Annotated in this window: 16 protein-coding genes; 1 reads left to right on the plus strand and 15 read right to left on the minus strand. The window is 33.5% G+C overall.

What is annotated here, in order from left to right; all coding sequences use genetic code 11:
• Positions 1 to 2: 2 nt before the first annotated feature.
• The gene (locus ACHRV3_RS11745) at positions 3 to 8,732 is read left to right on the plus strand and encodes an LPD23 domain-containing protein (protein WP_395434806.1); all 8,730 of its coding nucleotides are present in this window, start codon (positions 3 to 5) and stop codon (positions 8,730 to 8,732) included.
• Positions 8,733 to 8,745: 13 nt separating this feature from the next.
• Here the strand turns inward: ACHRV3_RS11745 and ACHRV3_RS11750 are convergent, their stop codons facing one another.
• The 15 genes from ACHRV3_RS11750 to ACHRV3_RS11820 all read right to left on the minus strand — a co-directional run bounded on the left by ACHRV3_RS11750 (position 8,746) and on the right by ACHRV3_RS11820 (position 17,903).
• Positions 8,746 to 8,997 carry an HU family DNA-binding protein gene (locus ACHRV3_RS11750; RefSeq protein ID WP_395434807.1) on the minus strand — a complete coding sequence of 84 codons (252 nt, stop codon included), beginning with the start codon at positions 8,995 to 8,997 and terminating at the stop codon, positions 8,746 to 8,748.
• Positions 8,998 to 9,033: 36 nt separating this feature from the next.
• A complete protein-coding gene (locus tag ACHRV3_RS11755) occupies positions 9,034 to 9,495 on the minus strand; it encodes a hypothetical protein (RefSeq protein ID WP_395434808.1) in 462 nt (153 codons plus the stop codon).
• A gap of 2 nt (positions 9,496 to 9,497) precedes the next feature.
• Positions 9,498 to 9,869, minus strand: coding sequence for a hypothetical protein (locus ACHRV3_RS11760; protein WP_395434809.1), 372 nt, complete (start codon positions 9,867 to 9,869; stop codon positions 9,498 to 9,500).
• On the minus strand, positions 9,869 to 10,924 hold the full coding sequence (locus ACHRV3_RS11765) for a nucleoid-associated protein (protein ID WP_395434810.1): 1,056 nt from the start codon (positions 10,922 to 10,924) through the stop codon (positions 9,869 to 9,871). Before ACHRV3_RS11765 ends, ACHRV3_RS11760 begins: the two co-directional genes overlap by 1 nt.
• A 46-nt stretch (positions 10,925 to 10,970) precedes the next feature.
• Positions 10,971 to 11,309 carry a hypothetical protein gene (locus tag ACHRV3_RS11770; protein ID WP_395434811.1) on the minus strand — a complete coding sequence of 113 codons (339 nt, stop codon included), beginning with the start codon at positions 11,307 to 11,309 and terminating at the stop codon, positions 10,971 to 10,973.
• A 67-nt stretch (positions 11,310 to 11,376) separates the two neighbouring features.
• Positions 11,377 to 11,964, minus strand: coding sequence for a DUF2829 domain-containing protein (locus tag ACHRV3_RS11775; protein ID WP_395434812.1), 588 nt, complete (start codon positions 11,962 to 11,964; stop codon positions 11,377 to 11,379).
• 42 nt (positions 11,965 to 12,006) lie between these two features.
• Positions 12,007 to 12,558, minus strand: a complete 552-nt coding sequence (locus ACHRV3_RS11780) for a DUF6445 family protein (RefSeq protein ID WP_395434813.1) — start codon at positions 12,556 to 12,558, stop codon at positions 12,007 to 12,009.
• 2 nt (positions 12,559 to 12,560) lie between these two features.
• The gene (locus ACHRV3_RS11785) at positions 12,561 to 13,418 is read right to left on the minus strand and encodes a hypothetical protein (RefSeq protein WP_395434814.1); all 858 of its coding nucleotides are present in this window, start codon (positions 13,416 to 13,418) and stop codon (positions 12,561 to 12,563) included.
• A 3-nt stretch (positions 13,419 to 13,421) separates the two neighbouring features.
• Positions 13,422 to 14,276, minus strand: coding sequence for a DUF6291 domain-containing protein (locus tag ACHRV3_RS11790; RefSeq protein WP_395434815.1), 855 nt, complete (start codon positions 14,274 to 14,276; stop codon positions 13,422 to 13,424).
• Positions 14,277 to 14,281: 5 nt separating this feature from the next.
• Positions 14,282 to 14,551, minus strand: coding sequence for a hypothetical protein (locus ACHRV3_RS11795; protein ID WP_395434816.1), 270 nt, complete (start codon positions 14,549 to 14,551; stop codon positions 14,282 to 14,284).
• A gap of 180 nt (positions 14,552 to 14,731) precedes the next feature.
• Positions 14,732 to 14,905, minus strand: coding sequence for a hypothetical protein (locus ACHRV3_RS11800; protein WP_395434817.1), 174 nt, complete (start codon positions 14,903 to 14,905; stop codon positions 14,732 to 14,734).
• A gap of 11 nt (positions 14,906 to 14,916) precedes the next feature.
• Positions 14,917 to 15,330: a DUF3127 domain-containing protein gene (locus ACHRV3_RS11805; RefSeq protein WP_395434819.1), complete on the minus strand. Its 414-nt coding sequence runs from the start codon at positions 15,328 to 15,330 to the stop codon at positions 14,917 to 14,919.
• Position 15,331: 1 nt separating this feature from the next.
• Positions 15,332 to 15,622: a hypothetical protein gene (locus ACHRV3_RS11810; RefSeq protein ID WP_395434820.1), complete on the minus strand. Its 291-nt coding sequence runs from the start codon at positions 15,620 to 15,622 to the stop codon at positions 15,332 to 15,334.
• A gap of 8 nt (positions 15,623 to 15,630) precedes the next feature.
• Positions 15,631 to 15,813, minus strand: a complete 183-nt coding sequence (locus tag ACHRV3_RS11815) for a hypothetical protein (RefSeq protein ID WP_395434821.1) — start codon at positions 15,811 to 15,813, stop codon at positions 15,631 to 15,633.
• Positions 15,810 to 17,903, minus strand: a complete 2,094-nt coding sequence (locus tag ACHRV3_RS11820) for a DNA translocase FtsK (protein WP_395434822.1) — start codon at positions 17,901 to 17,903, stop codon at positions 15,810 to 15,812. Before ACHRV3_RS11820 ends, ACHRV3_RS11815 begins: the two co-directional genes overlap by 4 nt.
• Positions 17,904 to 17,906: the final 3 nt, after the last annotated feature.

A 17,906-nucleotide genomic window follows, 5' to 3' on the forward strand; every position in this document is an offset into this window, starting at 1 on the left:
TCATGCCAGATCCAAGAAAAAAACTATACCAAGCATTGACATCAAATAATTTTGATTTAGGTTCCTATGATGAATTCAATTCAAAAATGGATAACCCAGAATCACGAAAAAAACTTTATGAGGCTGCCGGTTCAAATGATTTTGATTTAGGCTCGTTTGATGATTTTGAATCAAAAATAGGCGGTAAAAAAAAAAGCGATTCTTCATCTACCTCTTCAGGCACAAAATCGGATTTGGCACCGGAAACTGGTTCTTCGGCTGGACAAACCAATTCGAAGAATTCTAACGGATTTCCTAAAATTGAAAGTAACAACCCTTTAGATCAATTTATTCCACAACCAAGTAAGGCAGGAAAAAATAAAGAAAGAGAGAAAAAACTTCAAAAGGAATTATCTACAATAAAAGTTACTCCTGAAAATATGGATCTCGTGTCGGCTAAAACGGACGAGCTTTCCGCATTACAAAAAGAATCTGAAAAAACAATTCAGGCTGAAAGAAACTATAAAGTAAATCAACTTGAAAAGTCTTTCTATGATGCAACAAAAGACAATAATGACGATGCTGTTGCAGAACAACGTCTTCAGGATGCTATCCAGGTTAAGGGTGTTTGGAACAATGTAAAAAATATAGCCAAAAACGCATATAATACAGCAGTTCAAAGTATCGCTACCACACAACCTGGAGCAATAGGTTTAATTAAATATAAATCTGATACAGATCCATTGGCTGATCAAAAAAAACAAGTTATTACAGAAGCCAAAAACAATAAAGAGAAACTTACTGATGGTGAAATAAATCAGCGTGCTCAGGAATTATTTAAAGCCAAAGAAAAAGATAATTTATTTATTGATCGGGCCAATTCCTTTTTAGATAATCTTCCGGAAAAAGACAAAGAGGTATTAAAACAGGATAGAGCCGTAAAAGCGGACCACTTGGAGGAAGATAATTTAAAAAGAGTAAAAGTCGTTTCAGCCATGCGTGCTGTTGCCGAAAGTAAAATATCTGAATACAAAAATATTGAAAGCCAGTTAACAAAATTAAAGGACAAAAATCAGGAATTCCCAGAAGATCTTTATCAAAGGTATCAGTCATTAGGTAATGAAATTAAAAATATTGGTTCTGAACTACAGAAAAATGAAGATTACATTCTTAAAAACAAAAAAGATTTAGGTACTGCCAAACAAGAGTTTGATTTATTCAAGCGTGAGTATGGTGATTTTGAAAACTTTATTGGAAATATTGGGGCAAGTGCTTCTGAATTAGGTACAGGTTTACTAGGAGCAACAAATTATGTTGCTAGTTTTAGTCCTAACACTATTGATCGTGTAAGAGCGCTTCAGGGCCAAGAAATTGTTAATGATTTGAATAAAGGTATTGAGGAAAATAGAAGTAATTTACGAAAGCCTGTTGAAAGCGTTGAAAGCGCAGAAGGTTTTATTAATTATGCCTCTGATTTAGTTGCTAATCAAATTCCAATATTAGTTGCCACATCTACTGGAATTGGCGGCTTATCTACTATAGGAGCATCTTCTGCAGGTAAAAAATTCACTGATATGAACAACGAAGTTCTTAAAGGAAAAGCGCAATATTCTCCTTTGGAAATGGCAGTTGCTCCATTGTTGTATGGTGGTGCCGAAGTAGTGTCTGAACTTCCAACAATGGGTATTCTTAAAAAGGGAGGTCGTGTTTTAGAATCTGTTGCTAGGAATGAAGCAAGTTTATTGACAAAAACTGCAAAACAGAAAGCGAAAGATTGGGCAGAAGATTTTGGTATTGATATGAGTAAAGAAATGGCCGGAGAACAATTTACAAACTTCGCCCAAAATTTCAATGATAAATATGTTCTCGGTAAAAAGGATGTGAATCTACTTGATAATACGGGTCAAGTATTCAAAGATACTTTTACTTTAACTTCTATATTAAAAGCAGCACCTCATGCTTTTGGTGCTGTTGTTCAGCCATTTCAATCAAAATCAGATTTAGGCAAATTAGATGAAAATTCAAGAAAAATAATTGAATTTTCTAAACAGTTAAATTCTGAGGACCTAACGCCTACTGAAAAACAAGTTATCCAAAAACAAATTGAAACTGCTACGGCAGAAAGTTCGAAAATTGTAGCAAATACCATTGGTAAGATAGATAGTATGCCTTCTGAATTGTATGATGAAGTTGTAAACCTAAATACTAAGGCTGGTGAAATAAAATCGCAAGCCCGGGAAATCGCTGATGGTAATTTATCCAATAAAAAACAACTTTTAGAAGGATTACAAGAAGAATATAAATCAGTTCAGGAGCAAAGAAATTCGATTATAGAGGGGAAAACTTCTGCAGTTGAGGTATTGCCATTAAAAGAACAGGAAAAGCTTAAAAAACAAGCTTTAGAGGATTTGGTAACTGAATTGAATCCAGATGGTAAAAAGAATATGACTATTACCAACGAACAAATTTTAGAACGTGCAAATGAAATTTATTCTGATTCCAAAAAGAATGAAAAAGTTTCTAGTAATAACGAGGTAAGCAATTCTAAAGACCTACAAGTAGTTGAGAAAACTACTCCAGACACTAAGAAGCCGGCTATTGAATTAGATCCGGCTCCTAGTGTATCAAAAAGTGAAGAAAACCGTGTTGTTGAATATACTAATGGCAAAGGTGAAAAAGCGACATTAAATACAAATGATATTGAATTAAATGAGAAGGGAAATAAATTCTTATTTACTGAAAACGGTAATCGTATTGGTCACATTGAAATAAAGAACCAAGAAGGCAATGATGTTAGTGTATCTCTTTCTGGAATTTTCAATCCTTCTTTGGAAAAAAAAGGTATTGGAACTATCATGTATAAAAAAACTGCTGAGTTTTTAAAAGAAAACTATAACAAAGATTTGGTTTCTGATAAACAGAGAACTCCGGATTCTGAAGCTTTATGGGCCAAATTGGAACGCGAAGGAAATGCCGAGGTTATCGGTGATAAAAGCAAAGGTAAAATTGCTGATTATCAATATAAATATGTTTTTAATGAAGCACCAACAAAAAATGATGTTGTTACTGATGAAAACCTTCGATCTCGAATTGACGAAACAGGAGGTCAGGGGGAAGACACACGAGTACAAGATACCGTTAACGTTCCAACTAGCAAAGGAGAAGTTACTGAAAAACTCCAAAAAATAAACCAAGAAACTTTTGGATTAGACGAAAAACAGTCTAAAGCCAATACAGTTGTAATGGAAAAAACACTGGAAACAATCGCTAAAAGAGCAGGTATTTCCAAAGAAGAAATGTTTGATAAAATAATTTTTGAGAAAGGAAATTCTGAAACTGTTGCCGAACTTAGTAAGAAAGGAAAAGCGTTGTTTCAGATCGCCGGACAGAATGCTAATTTAAAAGAAGAAATTAGAGATAACTTAAAAAGAGCTCAGGAATTAGAAAAAAACGGAAAGTCAGATAAAGAGATTTGGATCGCAACAGGATGGCAAAAAGGTGCGGATGGGAAATGGAGAGTAGAGTTTGATGATTCTAAAATGGAATTGAATGATGGTTATCAATCCATGAGAAATTATACTTTAGATGAAGCAATTGAATATGATGAATTATTCGATTTATATCCTGAATTAAAAGATGTAAAGTTTTCAGTTATTCCTCGATTGGGTAGTATGAAAGGCGCTTTTATGCCTGCTAAAAATCTGATTATGATCAATGGAGAGTTAAGTCCTGAAGAAGTTAAATCTACTTTACTTCACGAAATTCAGCACATAATACAAAGTAAGGAAGGTTTTGCTACTGGTGGAACGCCAAAAATGGCAGTTGATTATCTAAATTCTAAAATTAGCAGATTAAAACTAGCAAAGAACTTACCAAGTTCTGTTATAAAAGCTGCTGATAAGTTAAGCAAAAGTCTTTTTGATGGAATTGACGTGAACGAATCTAAAGATAATTTTGTTAAGGAATTAAATAATATAAAAAATAAATTATCAGAAGGCGAGTGGGATGTTTATCAAAGTATTGCAGGAGAGGTTGAATCTCGCAATGTTCAAAACAGAATGAACATGAATGCTGAGGAACGAAAAAAAACTCCATTAAGCAATACAGAAACAAAAATTCTTCCAAAAGAATATTCTGACGATCCCGATGTACATAAAAATATTGGTAGAGACGAGCAAATTGTCTTGTTTCAAGGTGAAAAAGGCGCCATGCTAGCCGAAGACGGTAAGTTTATAATTTATGCACTGGAAGATCCAAATGTTTCTACTCCATTGCATGAATTGGCACATGTTTACGAACATTATTTGACAGATAGTGAGCGTAAAACCATATTGGATGATGCTGGACAGAAGGAATGGAATAGAGAAACATCTGAGCATTTTGCCCGCGGTTTCGAAAAGTATTTAGCAGATGGAATATCACCTAATCCTGAAATGAAAAAACTTTTTGAAGATTTCAAAAAATGGCTTACTGATATTTATAAAGGTATCACCAACAGTGAAATTGATATTGAACTTTCTCCGGAAATGCAGAGAATTTACGATGAAATGCTTGGTGCCAGAGTAAATAAAGATAAATCTATTACAGTTGGCAATTATACTTATCAGTATTCAGATAATCAATGGATCGCAAAAGATAAGGATGGAAATATCGACAAGAAAAAGGATATACCTAAAAAGGTATTGGAAATTCATGCCGAAAATTTTGACTTTACAAAAGGTGAAACTGCGTTAGAAGCTCAAAAGATTAACGATATCAGCACTTGGGAAGAAGATGTTGCAGAACACTCAAATAATCCTGTTGAAGTTGCTGAAACATTGTTAAATGCACAGACAATGGATGCTACAGAAGGTTTAGATACAAAATCTAAAAATATCGCTGAATCTATCGGCGGAAAAGGTGTAGAAAGAAGCAACTTTGCAGAACGAGCTGGTAAAAAAGGAATGAAGGATATTCCTGGTTCTTTGGCGCTACAATATTTTTCTAAGAAAGGTAAAGGTAGTGGCTTGGATATTATCGCTCAAAATGCTGAAATAGCAATGTATGGAGATTACGATTCACAGAATCCGAGAATAACTGAGGACGATGTATTTGAATTTATAAACGATAATCCTCGCGGAACGAGCGACTATTTAAATAGTGTAAAAAAAGAAAAAATAAATGCTTTAAAAAATGCTTTTACAGATTTGACAGGACTACCGGCCAACGACAAATATTTGTCTATGGCAATTGATCAACAACAATCAAAGGATAAATTCATTAACGAGTATATGACCGAGATTGATGTTTTAAGTGACGAAGATTTACTAAATTTACAAACTGAATTAGAGCAATTTAACAACACAGAGAATGAAAAATATACTCAGCCCGGCGGAGAGAAAGAATCTCCAATTTCAGATAGCCAAGAAAGCGAAGGAAAATCCGGAGTTCAAGAAGATAGTGGACCAGAAGGTAAGCGAAACCAAAAAGAAGTAACAGAGAAAACCTCTACTGAGCAATTTTTAGATTGGTTGGATGAAATGGAAAATAATCTTGACCAGTTTGGTAAAGAAAATCTTTCGAGCGGTATACCAATTGTTGTTGCTAAAGCTTCTATTCAGGCAATGCGTGCTGCAGTTAAAGCAGGAATGGCTATTGCTGAGGTAATTCAAGCTGGACTTAATGCAGTTAAACAATCTGAATGGTACATAAATTTAAGTCCTGCTGATAAAATACAAGCTGAAAAGGATTTTAATGACAGTTTTGGGAATCCTGAAATTGATATTGAAAATGTCCGTAAAACAGAAAACCTACTAAATAGATCCGTTTCAGATAAAATATCTGAAGATGATGCCTACGACGAAGTAAGTAAAACTTTTCAGAAAGAACGTGAAGAATTACGAAATAAAAAGCCTGCAAAAGAATATCTCCGTGATGCTTACCGAAATTTCGTAAAGCGTTTTACTGATAGACAGTATTTATCTAAAACTCTTTTAAATAAATCCGGTTTAAAGAATACCAAAAATCTTATTATTAATGCTCATGGTGCTTCCGGAAAAGCAAAATTATTGTTTGAAGAAGCTTATAATAAAATTTATAAAGGACTTACAAGAGCAGAACGAAATACGCTTGATGAAATAATTCAGGCCAAACGTTTTATTGCGATTGATGAAAATCGTGAAGCAAGAGATTTAGAACCGGTTTCCCATCCAAATTTTATCGATAAAAACAAGTCTGAAAAATTCTTATCTAAGCTAGAAAAAGTATTAGGTAATGAAAAGTACGCAGATTTAGAAAAACGTGCAGAGCATTACTTTAAAACGTATAAAGACTTATTAAAACAAGTATATGATAATGGATTGATCTCAAAAGAATCATACGATTCTATGAGTGATGTAGATTATCAGCCTCGTGTATTTTTACAGTTTGTAACTGATTTTAATGGAGATCTTGCCGAGGGCAAAAAAACAAATAATTTAGAAACGGGCGGATTGAGTTCTGAACAAATCAAGTCAATGAGCGAAGGTGATGCCAATAGTCTTGTATTAAATTCAGAATGGTTGCTTACCAATTCATTATTGGCAAGACAAAAAGCCATCGCTATGAATAATATCAATAAGCGATTTATGACCGAGGAATATCCGAAAGCTCTAAAACGTTTTGAAAGTTTAGATCCTAAAAATTTGCAAGGTGACGACAAACGCTTTTATAAATACTTCAAGGAATTATCATCCAAAGTAATTGATAATCCATATATAGGGGAAACTGAAAGCGGTAGTGCGAAGTATAAATATGATAAAAGTCCGGCTAATTTCCAAAAAGCTTATTATTACGAAGACGGAAAACAGCACCAGTTTTTCTTGGAGCAAGATTTATATGATTCCTGGACAGATAACATTGGAGGATTTTTAGATTCAAGAGCAAAAGAGTTATTATCATATGCCAGTGGTTCTGCATTAGTTAAAGGAATCGCAACTGGTAATAACCCTGCGTTTCCTATTGTGAATACACCTCGAGATTTTATGTTTACAACAACATTCTCGGATCAGTATAGCAATTTCGTTCCAAAAGCGATGTTACAAGTTGGAAAGGATGCAGTAAAATCATTTAAAGAATTGAGGAACCATGATAACAGTGATATTCTAAAAAAATACATTGAATATGGTGGAGCGATGGATTTTTTAAGTTCCGAAGGTCGCTTGAAAAAGAATTCAATGCTTGGTAAGGTAATTGAAAAAACAATTGATCCTAAAGTAAAGGATATCGCCAAAAATGTTTTTTCAAAAGTTACTCTTTCCAAAATTTCAGAATATAGCGAAATGATGTTTCGTTTGGGTATATTCCAGCGTTCAATTAATAATCAATTAAAAGATTTAGGATTAAAGGATATTTCTGAGGTAACTGATAAACAGCAATTGGATGATATTTATAATGAAGCTGTTACAAATGCCAGAAGTATTCTTGACTTTAATCAGGGTGGAGTTATTACAAAAGATCTGGAAGCAGTTGTTCCATATATAAATGTAGCTTTTCAGGGTGGTAGAGTTGCAGCAAATGCATTCGAAAAAGATCCTGTCGGAACAACTTCAAGAGTTCTACAAGTAGCCACGTTAGCTTCTGCTATTCCGATCGGAATTTCATTAGCATTATTAAGCGCTATGAAACCGGAAGATGATGATGATAAATCAGCTATGGAAATTTATTTGCACGCCATGGAAGGTATTAGTCAGTACCAAAAAATGAAATATATGAACATTCCAGTTCCTATAAAAGATGCAAGTGGAGAATATATGGTTATCAAAATTGCTAAAGCGCAGGAACTTTCTCCAGTAATGTCTGTTACGGATGATATTTACAATAATATGATTCGTAGTATGGTTGGAAAAGAAAAGAAATCACCTGGTAGAATAATTGATGATGCAGCATTTACATTTAATAGTAATGTAATGCCAATTGATTTTACTAGCCCAGCCGGATTCTTTACTCGTACTCCAATTATCAAGGGAACACTTACTTATACTACTGGATATGATTTTTTCAGAGACGAGCCTCTTTCAACTGATATTGGAAAAGTTCCATTGCCGGTAGAAGGAATAAATAACCCGAATGTTGAGGATTTTTACAAAAAACTTGGTGAAGATCATGGTTTGTCACCTATCAGAAGTAAGGCTTTTGTTGAGAGCTTGATAACTGGTCCTAATACAAATCCATTCGTCGGTATGCTTTATGGTGGAGCTGATGCAGCAGTTTCAGATAAAGACATGAAGAAAATAGGTGAAGAGTTGGCTAAATCAGTTTACAAATCTACGGGAAAAAGAGTTATCAGTTATTCATCTCAGTATAATAGAGATCTTGCAGCACAAAAAGACCTTCAGGATAAAATCGATCAAATCAATATTGAGAAGTATAAAATGAAAGCTGAATTTAATCAATTAGCAAAGGATTATATTAATAAGGATATTTCTAAAGCTGATCTAACTAAAAAACTTGAAGCATTAGATCCTGCAGATAGAAAAAGAATGACTGATAAAATCAAAGATAAAATAAGGCTTCAGGGAATTGACGGCACCATTTTAGATATAAAATATGAACAGGGAAATGACGTGAAGGCATTAATGATCATGCATTATTACGGTGATATTTCAGACGGAAGTAAAGACAGTAAAGAAATTTTACGTCAAATGAAACGAGCAAAAGGGATTCTAACACCGGGTGTTATACTTGAATATAAAAAATTAAAAATAGAACTTGAACCAAAAAAAGCACCTAAATAGGTGCTTTTTGCTTTTAGAAATATGGCTTAAATTTTACCACTTGTTTTTCCGCTATTTCAACAGGTTGCCCGGTCTTAGGATTTCGTCCTACTCTTGCAGTTCTAATTTGGGTTTTGAATGTTCCGAATCCTAAAATCTGAACTGTTTCGCCGGCCGTTGCACTTTCTTTGATTACATCTAAGGTACTTGCAACTGCTTTTGCTGCATCTGCTTTTGAAAGTCCTGTTTGTTCTGCTACTTTTGTAATTAAATCTGCTTTCTTCATAATATCGATTGGCGATTTACCTGTTATCGCGAGGTTTTAGAATAACTCTTTAAATTCTCTTTCTTTTTTAATCTCATGTTGTTTTATTACCAAATTTACAAGATCGTCAATTTGTCCTCCTAAAGGATTTGGACCTATTTCATTAATCATTTGGAAGATTGCGTAGTACTCTGGATTAACCTGCGATAAATTTTCTTCAAATTCCTGTCGTCTTTGCTTTTCGGCATTAATTCTCAACTCCAGACGATTCATTTTAAAGTCAAACCAATATTTAATCCTGTCCTCCGGAGCCATAATCTCTAGCTGCATAGTCAATATTTTGACATCAACAGTTTCCTCGCATAAATGGTCTAAATTTTCTGGAGTAGGTTTTCTGTGATGTTTATTGATAGCTTGCATAAGTTCGCCAACTTCCTCGTGCCACATCTTAATTTGTTCTTCATGACCCCATAAAGCAACTGCTTCCTGACATAATTTTTCTGCTTTGAATATATCCATGATTATGCTTTTATTTCGTTTCTGCTTACTTCTTGGTTAGATACTTTTAATAATGATAAATAATCGACGTGTGGATTAAAAAGAACAATGCCATTAATTTTAAAACCTTCCATTATTTCATGTTTTACAACTGCTTCAAAAGCACAATAAGCAGTTTTTACGACTTCATCATCTGTCATAAATTCAGATAAATACCATTTTCTCCCATGCCAAATTTTGGGTTTACCAGTTTTATTACATTTGGCCGTATAGGTAACTTGAATAAAGAATCTTCCACCGGTATGTTTCTGATCTTTTGCTATTCTAAGTTTAAATTTTGTTCCGAAACAATCCATTGTTATTCCGGAACAAATTTTTTCTAGATGCTTAAGCATTACTTTTCTTCTTTATTAAAGTAGGCCAAGTAGTAGTACATTTGGCGTTCTTCATCCCATCCTTTCTCAATGAACTTTTCAGCGCTTTCCGGGTTGATGAAATCCAATTTTATTTGAATTCCTGTGTCCAGGTTAATCACATTTTTAATTCCTTTACGTGCCTCTGAAACTGCCGAATTTGAAATGGAGAAACTTGAAACATCTTCAATACTGTACTTTTCTCCTTTGTCAACCTTATAGTTTTTGAATTCAGAAACCAGATCCGGATTATCAAGAACTTCATTCAAGAAATTGCTTTCCTCAAATTCATCATTTTTGGCGAAATAATTAACTGATCTGTTCATGAACATCACTTCTTCTTTTTTATCTTCTGCAGGAAGAACAACGTCCTTGGCAAAACCTTGGCAAAATTTCAAGTATTTTTTTGTGATGTAATTTTCGTCTTCAAAAACATCTACCTGAAGGAAATGTTCCAACCAATAACGAGCATCGTACCTGTTAGAATCGATTGTAAGAATCTTGTAACCTTCCTCTTTTTTGTAGTTGAAAATAAGACAGGCTTTATCCAATTTATCAAGAGATATACCTTGTTTAAGAATCATTTCTAAATGATCATCACTTTCTTCAAATTGAAGGAAATCGGCAACAATTTCACTTTTGAAAATACCGATTGCATCAACGGGAATATTATCAATGGAAACGCCGGTTATGTAAGCGACATAGACTTCACCGTTTTTAATATGAGGGTGATTTGATTGTTCGAAAAGATGCTGAGTAATCTTTTTAGATAGGTCATGCGCTTGCCCAGGATTATTAAAAATGTCGTATGCAAGGGTAAACATTTCGTTATAGTCCAAATCAACTTCGTGCGCAAATTGGAAATAGTTTTCTTCTTTTTCTCTGAATGGTTTGAAGAAAAATTCCTTGATCAACGGACTGATCTCGTCATTCAGTTTATAAGGTTCGTTTGATAGAAAAATTGCTTCATTACGGCTTTTATTTCCTACTCTGTGAAGCGATAAGCTTTCGATTTGTGCGTTATATAAATTTATCATTTTAGTTTTTTTTAAGGTTATAGAAAGGTGTCGAATTCGACACCTTTTACTTTCTGTGTTTTATATTACCATTCTTCGTTGAAACATTTCCTCCGACATTTCCACAATCAATGTTTCCATTGTGAGTTTCAACATCACCTTCAACATTTCCACCAATATCGACATTCGCATTATGAGTTTTTACCGCGTCACAATCGCCGGTAATATTTAATTTATTACAATTGTCAACATTCAAAAGATGAACATGTCCAGTAATTTCAATATTTATTTGTGGAGCATCTTCAAACTTGACCTCTTTGCCTCCAATTGTAATTTTTCCATTTCCAATATGGATATCGCCTCCATTAGAAACAATACTTTTTCCATTTATAATAATTTGATTCATTTCGTTGTTTTTTATGATTTCCCAATCTTTTAAATATTCCCCCGTTTCCGAGGGAATTTTGTTTTTGTTATTTTACAATAATCCAATCTTCAGCAAAACAATCTGAAGAACTTGGAACCCAAGAATCAGCGCTTCCATCTGCTTTAATAATAAGCATCTGGCTTTCATAACTGATTGGCTGATTTCTTTCTACGAAGACAGCTTTTACTGAATCAGGAAGAGAGGCCATTCTTGGAATAATATCTACACCAATAACACCTGGAATTTGTTTTACGATAAACATTCCTTTGCCATTCCATCCTTTTCTTGAAACAAGACTTCCTTGTTTTAATGCGTTAATTGCAGCGCCGAACGTGAATAATCCTTCTTCAAATGCTGGTTTTTTGTTTTTTTCGATAATGAGTTTTCCTGTAATAAAATTCACTAGTGAGAAAAGAAAATTTTTATCGTCTAAATTGAAATGAACATGCGCCGGTTTATTTTCAAGAATGTTCACAACGGCTTCTTTTGTTAGAAGTTTATCTTCTTCGGAGGTTTCCTGCCAAGATTTCATAAATGGCATTTCTCTCTGGTCAGTTTTACTTTTCATAGCATAATGACAGGCAATAGCTAAGTTTTTAATAAATTCTGGACTGTAACTTGTTGTTGCACTCATAATGTTGGTAGCATTCCTTGCAATCGGATTTTATATAATTAATTATTGTTTTTTAGCGTAGAAACAAACCAAAACGATTCTGGTTCCTTCCTCGATAACTTTTGGATATTTACTGTGAAAATGATTACTGTTATAAACTAATTGGCGATTAGGTTTTGCGTAAACTGTTTCTACGTGTTCCCATTTTGAAAGATCATTACTGTCTTCAGTAAGTAATCTGTCAAATTCTTCGTTTGAAACGTCTTCCGGCAGTTCTAAACCATGAATATGATGTTTCCAAAATGCTGTACCGTTTGGAGAAACTGTGCCTTCTGGATTAATATAGAGAACAGAAGCAAGTGCTGTTTTTTTCCCTTCAATGATATTGTCAGCATGAATTCGCAGGTCATTATCAAAATCAATTTTTGCACTTCTGATAAAACTTAAAATCAATTCGTGATCTTCAATTTGTAAAAATGCTTTGAAGTAACTGGGGATTTGCATTACACTAAATTCCTTATCACCACGTCGAACAATTTGAAAATCGTTTTCAATGCAATAGTCAATTAGCTGATCGTAAACTTCTTCTGGCAGGAAATTGTCTTGTATTTTCATAATTAAAAAATGGTTTGTTGGTTTAGCTCTAGTTGTTTTTTGAAATATTCTAACAGAATGTTTCTCTTGGCGCGGATGATGATTTTTGGAGAGGTGCCAGAAATGATGTTTGCTATATCTGATTTAAGATTTTTCCTTTCAAGGCTACTCGAACTGCTAGAGTTCTTAATCTCATTTTCTTTTTTTAGTTGCTCTTTAGCTTCATTAATTTTATCCTGGTAATAGTCGGCGACGGCCGGTTTGCCTTTTGTTTTTATTTTACCTTTCTCAACTAAAAAATCGAAGATGTATTCAGTCGGACCGTCTATGGTTTTGGTTTCTTTGAATTCATTAAAAACTCGATTAATTCCATTACTTACAATTGCTTCTTTTTCCTCTGGCGTTATCTCTGTTGAAGAATTTTCATTGTTTGAAATGTGATTTTCTGATTTTATTCTGTGTTTGAAGGCACGATATTTTTTCAAAATAGTAGTTACATATTCCGCATTAAAAAGCTGAAAGTGCTCTGTTTTTGTGTCGTACATGCCATATCTTTCAAGCTCAAACGCTTTGTATATTTCTTCTAAAGTCAAATCCTGATAGTGGCTAAATATTGCTTTTAATATATCTGGCTTATGCAGGTTATCAATGTCTTTAAGACCTAATTGAACAGCAGATTTCAATAAAGCTGCACCAACTAAAAATGTTATTTCTGGCTCGGATTTTCTATTTCTAATTTTAATAAATCCGAAATTTGATTTAAAAAAAGCTATTACCGGTACATTGCAACGATTCTCGATTTCATAAATCTTTTCAGAAGCTCTTTCTTCCTGTTCTTGAACTATTGCTAGTTTATCAACTTTATAAATTCCGTTTTCCATGTTTTACATTTTTAAATCCCATCCTGTTAAACCTTTTTGAATTGCACTTGCGGTCATTCTTCCTGCGACAATCGGATCTTTTTCTTTTTCCGCTGAACCTTTTTCTTTATTGATGTAATTATCCTCTAATATTTTAATGAAATTGGCTGGATTGGTAATCCAATCAAATGTTGCGGACCAGTTTGTCGGATTATCTCCTTGGAGAAAATTTGAATCTCTTGTTTTTTTTATCACAAGTAAAATCGATTCTTTTCCATGTTTTTTTTCAAGTGCCGATATTCTTTTTTTTCTAGCATCTGACATTATTTTCAATGCAGGTAAGGCACCTCTATTATCATTAAAAAAACAAATCAATTTTTCGAAATCAATTTTTGGAGACACTCGTTGATTTTTTAAATCAACAACTCCGTTAGGAGTCTTACTTTGTGTATTAATATCATTTTCATCTACTGTATCATTAACTGTATCAGTAACAGCGATATTTGCGATTGGGTGCGATGCGTTTTTATCGGGTAGCGATCTTTTGCGATCTTTTGCGATTTCTTCCGCTTGTTCTAAACTTATTTTTTTAGCCATAATTTCACCGTATAAGTCATTATGCCAACGCTTTATGTTTCCTAGTCTACCACTAGAACTTCTCCCTTCAATAGTGTCTTCCCATTTCTTTAAATCTCGTTTTAGTTGATTTTGGATATCAACAAACATTAATTTTGTAAGTCTATCAGGCGCTATAGGATTTTGATCATTAACATACCTAAAGAAATGTTTGATTAATCTTCCTGCTTCATCGTCTTCCAATTCCTCAAATTTGTCAATCCAATCAGCATAAACAAGTATTCCATTTTTATCTTCTGCCATGGTTGTTATTTATTGATTGTTTTATAAACCTGAATTGCTTTTTCTACTTCGGTTGGATCTATATGATGCTCGACATAAGTGATAATCCTTCCAAATTGGTTTTTACCTTTCTTATTAAAACTTTGCATCGAAATTTCATGCTGTAAATTGATTTCTGAAACTCTAGTTCTAAATCCGGACAAATGAGGAAAATCTTCAATAGAAACTTTTCCTTTTTGTATCAATGTGTACAGAACGGCTGCCTGAACATTATTTGGTTGAGTTAGATTTACCATAGCTAAAAAACAAAGCCCTTAAAAAACAACTGCTTCCACGACAGTTGCCAATTAAGGGCGGTTTAAGGTTGGGTTACCTTAGTATCTTTCTATAGGTGGAAACTATAGTGAGTTTATAAACTCAGGGATACAAATATCAATGATTTATATTAATAGTACAAATAATTGATACTAATTTTTTCAAAGAAAATTATCTTTTATGAATTCAAGCTCTTTTGGAACAAAGAATCCATTACCAATAATTGTTATTTTTCCTTCAATTACAGTGAATTTTATTTCATTTCCGTAATCTCTGAATAAGAAATAAGTATCTCTATCATAGAGGGCAGGAACTATGTAAAATTCAACTGACATTTGATTTTAATTTAGAAAGGCAAGTCGTCTGGCTCGTCTTCGTTTAAATTAGTTGCTGGAGCAAATGCTTCTGCAGGTGATGCCGTTGCGCCAGAATGTCTTTGATTGTATTCATCAACTGCACTTCCATTGCCAGGTGCAGGAGCGGTTCCCGCTAACCTTTCTATCTTCCAACCTTGAATTGAGTTGAAATAACGTGTTTCTCCTTGTGGATTTACCCATTCTCGGCCACGTAGATTGATACCAATTTTTACTGGTTCTCCTGCACGATATCCATTTAATAGATCGCATTTGTCCTGAGTAAATTCAATTAGAATATGCTGAGGATATTGTTCATCTGTAGTTACTACAATTTCTCTTTTTTTAAATGATGCAGCAACTTGTTGTTCCGGATTAACTACTTTTACTTTTCCTGATACTTCCATTTTATATACAATTATTTTCTAATTCAAATTTTATTAAGGCATGCTTTTCTGGGAGAGTAGCTTCTCGTATTTCTTCAATACCATTCAGCACACAATAGTTTGCTTGATCTCGTTTGTGAAAAGTTTCAAAACTATTCCAGTAATGCAATGAATCGTAAAAGACATGGTTCGTTGCACTTGTCTCTTTAAACCTTACAACCAATTGCGTGTTAGGTCCAAATGATATAAAGTATATTTTACCTTGAACCATTTTAAGTTCAGGAGGGAAAATTTGGTTTGTTATTTTAGCCATGGTTATTTTTAATTTTGATTAGAATCCTGCCAGTGTTTCCAATCTTCACACCCTTGTTTTGCTTTATTTATTGTAGGATCTCTTTTTGGACACTTTTTTTCTTTATCACAATAACCACATCCAATTTGATTTTCTATTTTTGAATCATTACGGACTTCTTTAGTGCTTTGTGATTTCTTAGTTCGTTTCATGGCTTATAATAAGCTTGGAAACGAACCAATTCAGGATATTCAGGAGAACGAATTAAGCCATCTCCATAACCTCCTAATGATTCAGCTCCACCTTCGTCTAAAACCACTTTAGAATCGACTTCTTTCGGAACTCTGTAACAGATTTGAACAGGAAAGTTAGCTTTAGCATCACCGGTAATAATTTTTACAGAAGCCCGTTGAGTTGCTGCCATAATTCTATACCCTACAGAACGGCCTTTCTGAGCTAAAATTCTAAGATTTTCTTCAAGAGATTTTGATTGTCCAACCAATACTCTTTCTATTTTTGGTTGAGGTTGAGCACCTGCCAATACTGCTGCAGATGATAACCTATAAAAACCAACTTCCTGATCTTCATAGTTATTTAATTCTTTTCCAGAACGTGCTTGCGCTTGTGCATCTGCAAATTCATCAAAAATAATAGCCTTGAAAGGATGTTTTCCGCCTGTTTGAACTCTTAAATTCATTTGATCAACTGCGGCGATCATGAAATCTTCTATTTCTAAAATATCACTGATTACTTTTACACCAGGAATCTTAAGCTGTGAAAATTCATACTTAGGATCTAAAATTGTAATGTCCGATATTTTAGCAAGTTTCATATATTCAATTGTAGATCTTAAAGAAACTGATTTTCCTGATCCAGTAGCACCACATACCAGTGCGTGTGGAGTTGAATGATTCTCTAAATCCCAATAAATAACATTTTCAAAATTGTCTCTTCCGATGGGAATTTTATATCCGACTAGATCTTTTTTGTTTAATAAGAGATCTCGTTCTCTTTTTTTGGATAAATCAACAGATAAATAGGCTTTTCCTTCGTGAACAACTAAATCTTTAGAAATTCTTACATTGGACACATTAAGCGCACTTGCTAAGTCTAATTTATGGTTTTGAATAGAAGATATTTTTACACCTCCGGATACGGCTAGTAAAAAAGTATTACTTGAATATCCATTAAACTTGTGTTCTACTTTAACTGGAGCACCAAATGTTCTTAGAACATGCTCTATTTTTTCTTCGTCAGACATATTTTTATTACTTAAATCGTATTGGATAAATTGTGATGCGCTTTCTTGGAATTGCTTAATTACTTTAGGATTTATAGTTCCTAGTGATACATCACGGGTTTTTTTAAGTCTAAGGGCGATAAGCTCTTTTTTAGCTGGATCAATATTAAAATCTTCAACTTCTGCAATTCTTGTTTTACACCAAAATTCATAAATTTCAGCCCTGTCAACTAAATTATCAGAATCATTAATCATGTAGATATAGTCAGGATCATTGACAGCTTCAATCATTTTTTTAAGAGGCTCATAAAGCAGAGCTTCGTATAATCGACGAACATCCTCACTTTCAAAATTAATTTTGAAGCAAACTAATTGATTTGTCCTATCTCTGTTTTCAGAATACTTATTTTCTATAAACCAAACTTCGTCAACTTTAATTCCTGACTTAGATTCGTAACCTTTTACATATGTGATGCCTTGTTTTCCCATAAGAAGTTTCATTTCTTCTTCGCTGGAAATTGCCATTTTTGATTTGTGATCTGTAATAACAATTTTACCTTCTTTGCTTTTGAAAACTAGATCAATCTTAAAGTTACATGGCAAAGGAATTTCTACACCATCTATAATGACAAATTCAGATCCAAATATTTCTACATCTAATATTTCATCAATTTCATCTAGATAGGTACCTATTTCTTTCATGAAATTTTGAAGTAAAGCACTGACTGTTTTAGTGGCTTTTAACTTTGCATCAGCAATGGTGGGAGTTGTTTTTTGAATTTTCCATTTATTAGCTGGAGTTTCGTCTATGGTGTCATAGGCAACAACTTCTAAATCGACTAATTCTAATACATTACCTTCCTTAAAACTTTGAAAGAAATGTTGTAGTGCATTATGATATGCTACTCCGGCAACATTCGTAGAAGAATTTTTTATTTCATAGCCATAAATGCTTGTCATTTCGAAAGCTTTTTCGTTTCTAGAAAATTCACCAACTTTTGAAAAGCTCCAACTATTGATTAAGAATTGGCTATTAATATTAGCCAATTCTTCTTCAGTCATGTT

The sequence above is a fragment of the Flavobacterium sp. FlaQc-49 genome (assembly GCF_044005985.1).
Taxonomy (GTDB): Bacteria; Bacteroidota; Bacteroidia; order Flavobacteriales; family Flavobacteriaceae; genus Flavobacterium; species Flavobacterium cupriresistens.

Bases quoted from the DNA above. Each gene is read 5' to 3' on its own strand.
- ACHRV3_RS11800 (WP_395434817.1), bottom strand. From the start codon at position 14,905: ATGTCAGTTGAATTTTACATAGTTCCTGCCCTCTATGATAGAGATACT.
- ACHRV3_RS11815 (WP_395434821.1), bottom strand. From the start codon at position 15,813: ATGAAACGAACTAAGAAATCACAAAGCACTAAAGAAGTCCGTAATGAT.
- ACHRV3_RS11795 (WP_395434816.1), bottom strand. From the start codon at position 14,551: ATGGTAAATCTAACTCAACCAAATAATGTTCAGGCAGCCGTTCTGTAC.
- ACHRV3_RS11760 (WP_395434809.1), bottom strand. From the start codon at position 9,869: ATGCTTAAGCATCTAGAAAAAATTTGTTCCGGAATAACAATGGATTGT.
- ACHRV3_RS11750 (WP_395434807.1), bottom strand. From the start codon at position 8,997: ATGAAGAAAGCAGATTTAATTACAAAAGTAGCAGAACAAACAGGACTT.
- ACHRV3_RS11765 (WP_395434810.1), bottom strand. From the start codon at position 10,924: ATGATAAATTTATATAACGCACAAATCGAAAGCTTATCGCTTCACAGA.
- ACHRV3_RS11820 (WP_395434822.1), bottom strand. From the start codon at position 17,903: ATGACTGAAGAAGAATTGGCTAATATTAATAGCCAATTCTTAATCAAT.
- ACHRV3_RS11775 (WP_395434812.1), bottom strand. From the start codon at position 11,964: ATGAGTGCAACAACAAGTTACAGTCCAGAATTTATTAAAAACTTAGCT.
- ACHRV3_RS11790 (WP_395434815.1), bottom strand. From the start codon at position 14,276: ATGGCAGAAGATAAAAATGGAATACTTGTTTATGCTGATTGGATTGAC.
- ACHRV3_RS11805 (WP_395434819.1), bottom strand. From the start codon at position 15,330: ATGGAAGTATCAGGAAAAGTAAAAGTAGTTAATCCGGAACAACAAGTT.
- ACHRV3_RS11810 (WP_395434820.1), bottom strand. From the start codon at position 15,622: ATGGCTAAAATAACAAACCAAATTTTCCCTCCTGAACTTAAAATGGTT.
- ACHRV3_RS11745 (WP_395434806.1), top strand. From the start codon at position 3: ATGCCAGATCCAAGAAAAAAACTATACCAAGCATTGACATCAAATAAT.
- ACHRV3_RS11780 (WP_395434813.1), bottom strand. From the start codon at position 12,558: ATGAAAATACAAGACAATTTCCTGCCAGAAGAAGTTTACGATCAGCTA.
- ACHRV3_RS11785 (WP_395434814.1), bottom strand. From the start codon at position 13,418: ATGGAAAACGGAATTTATAAAGTTGATAAACTAGCAATAGTTCAAGAA.
- ACHRV3_RS11755 (WP_395434808.1), bottom strand. From the start codon at position 9,495: ATGGATATATTCAAAGCAGAAAAATTATGTCAGGAAGCAGTTGCTTTA.
- ACHRV3_RS11770 (WP_395434811.1), bottom strand. From the start codon at position 11,309: ATGAATCAAATTATTATAAATGGAAAAAGTATTGTTTCTAATGGAGGC.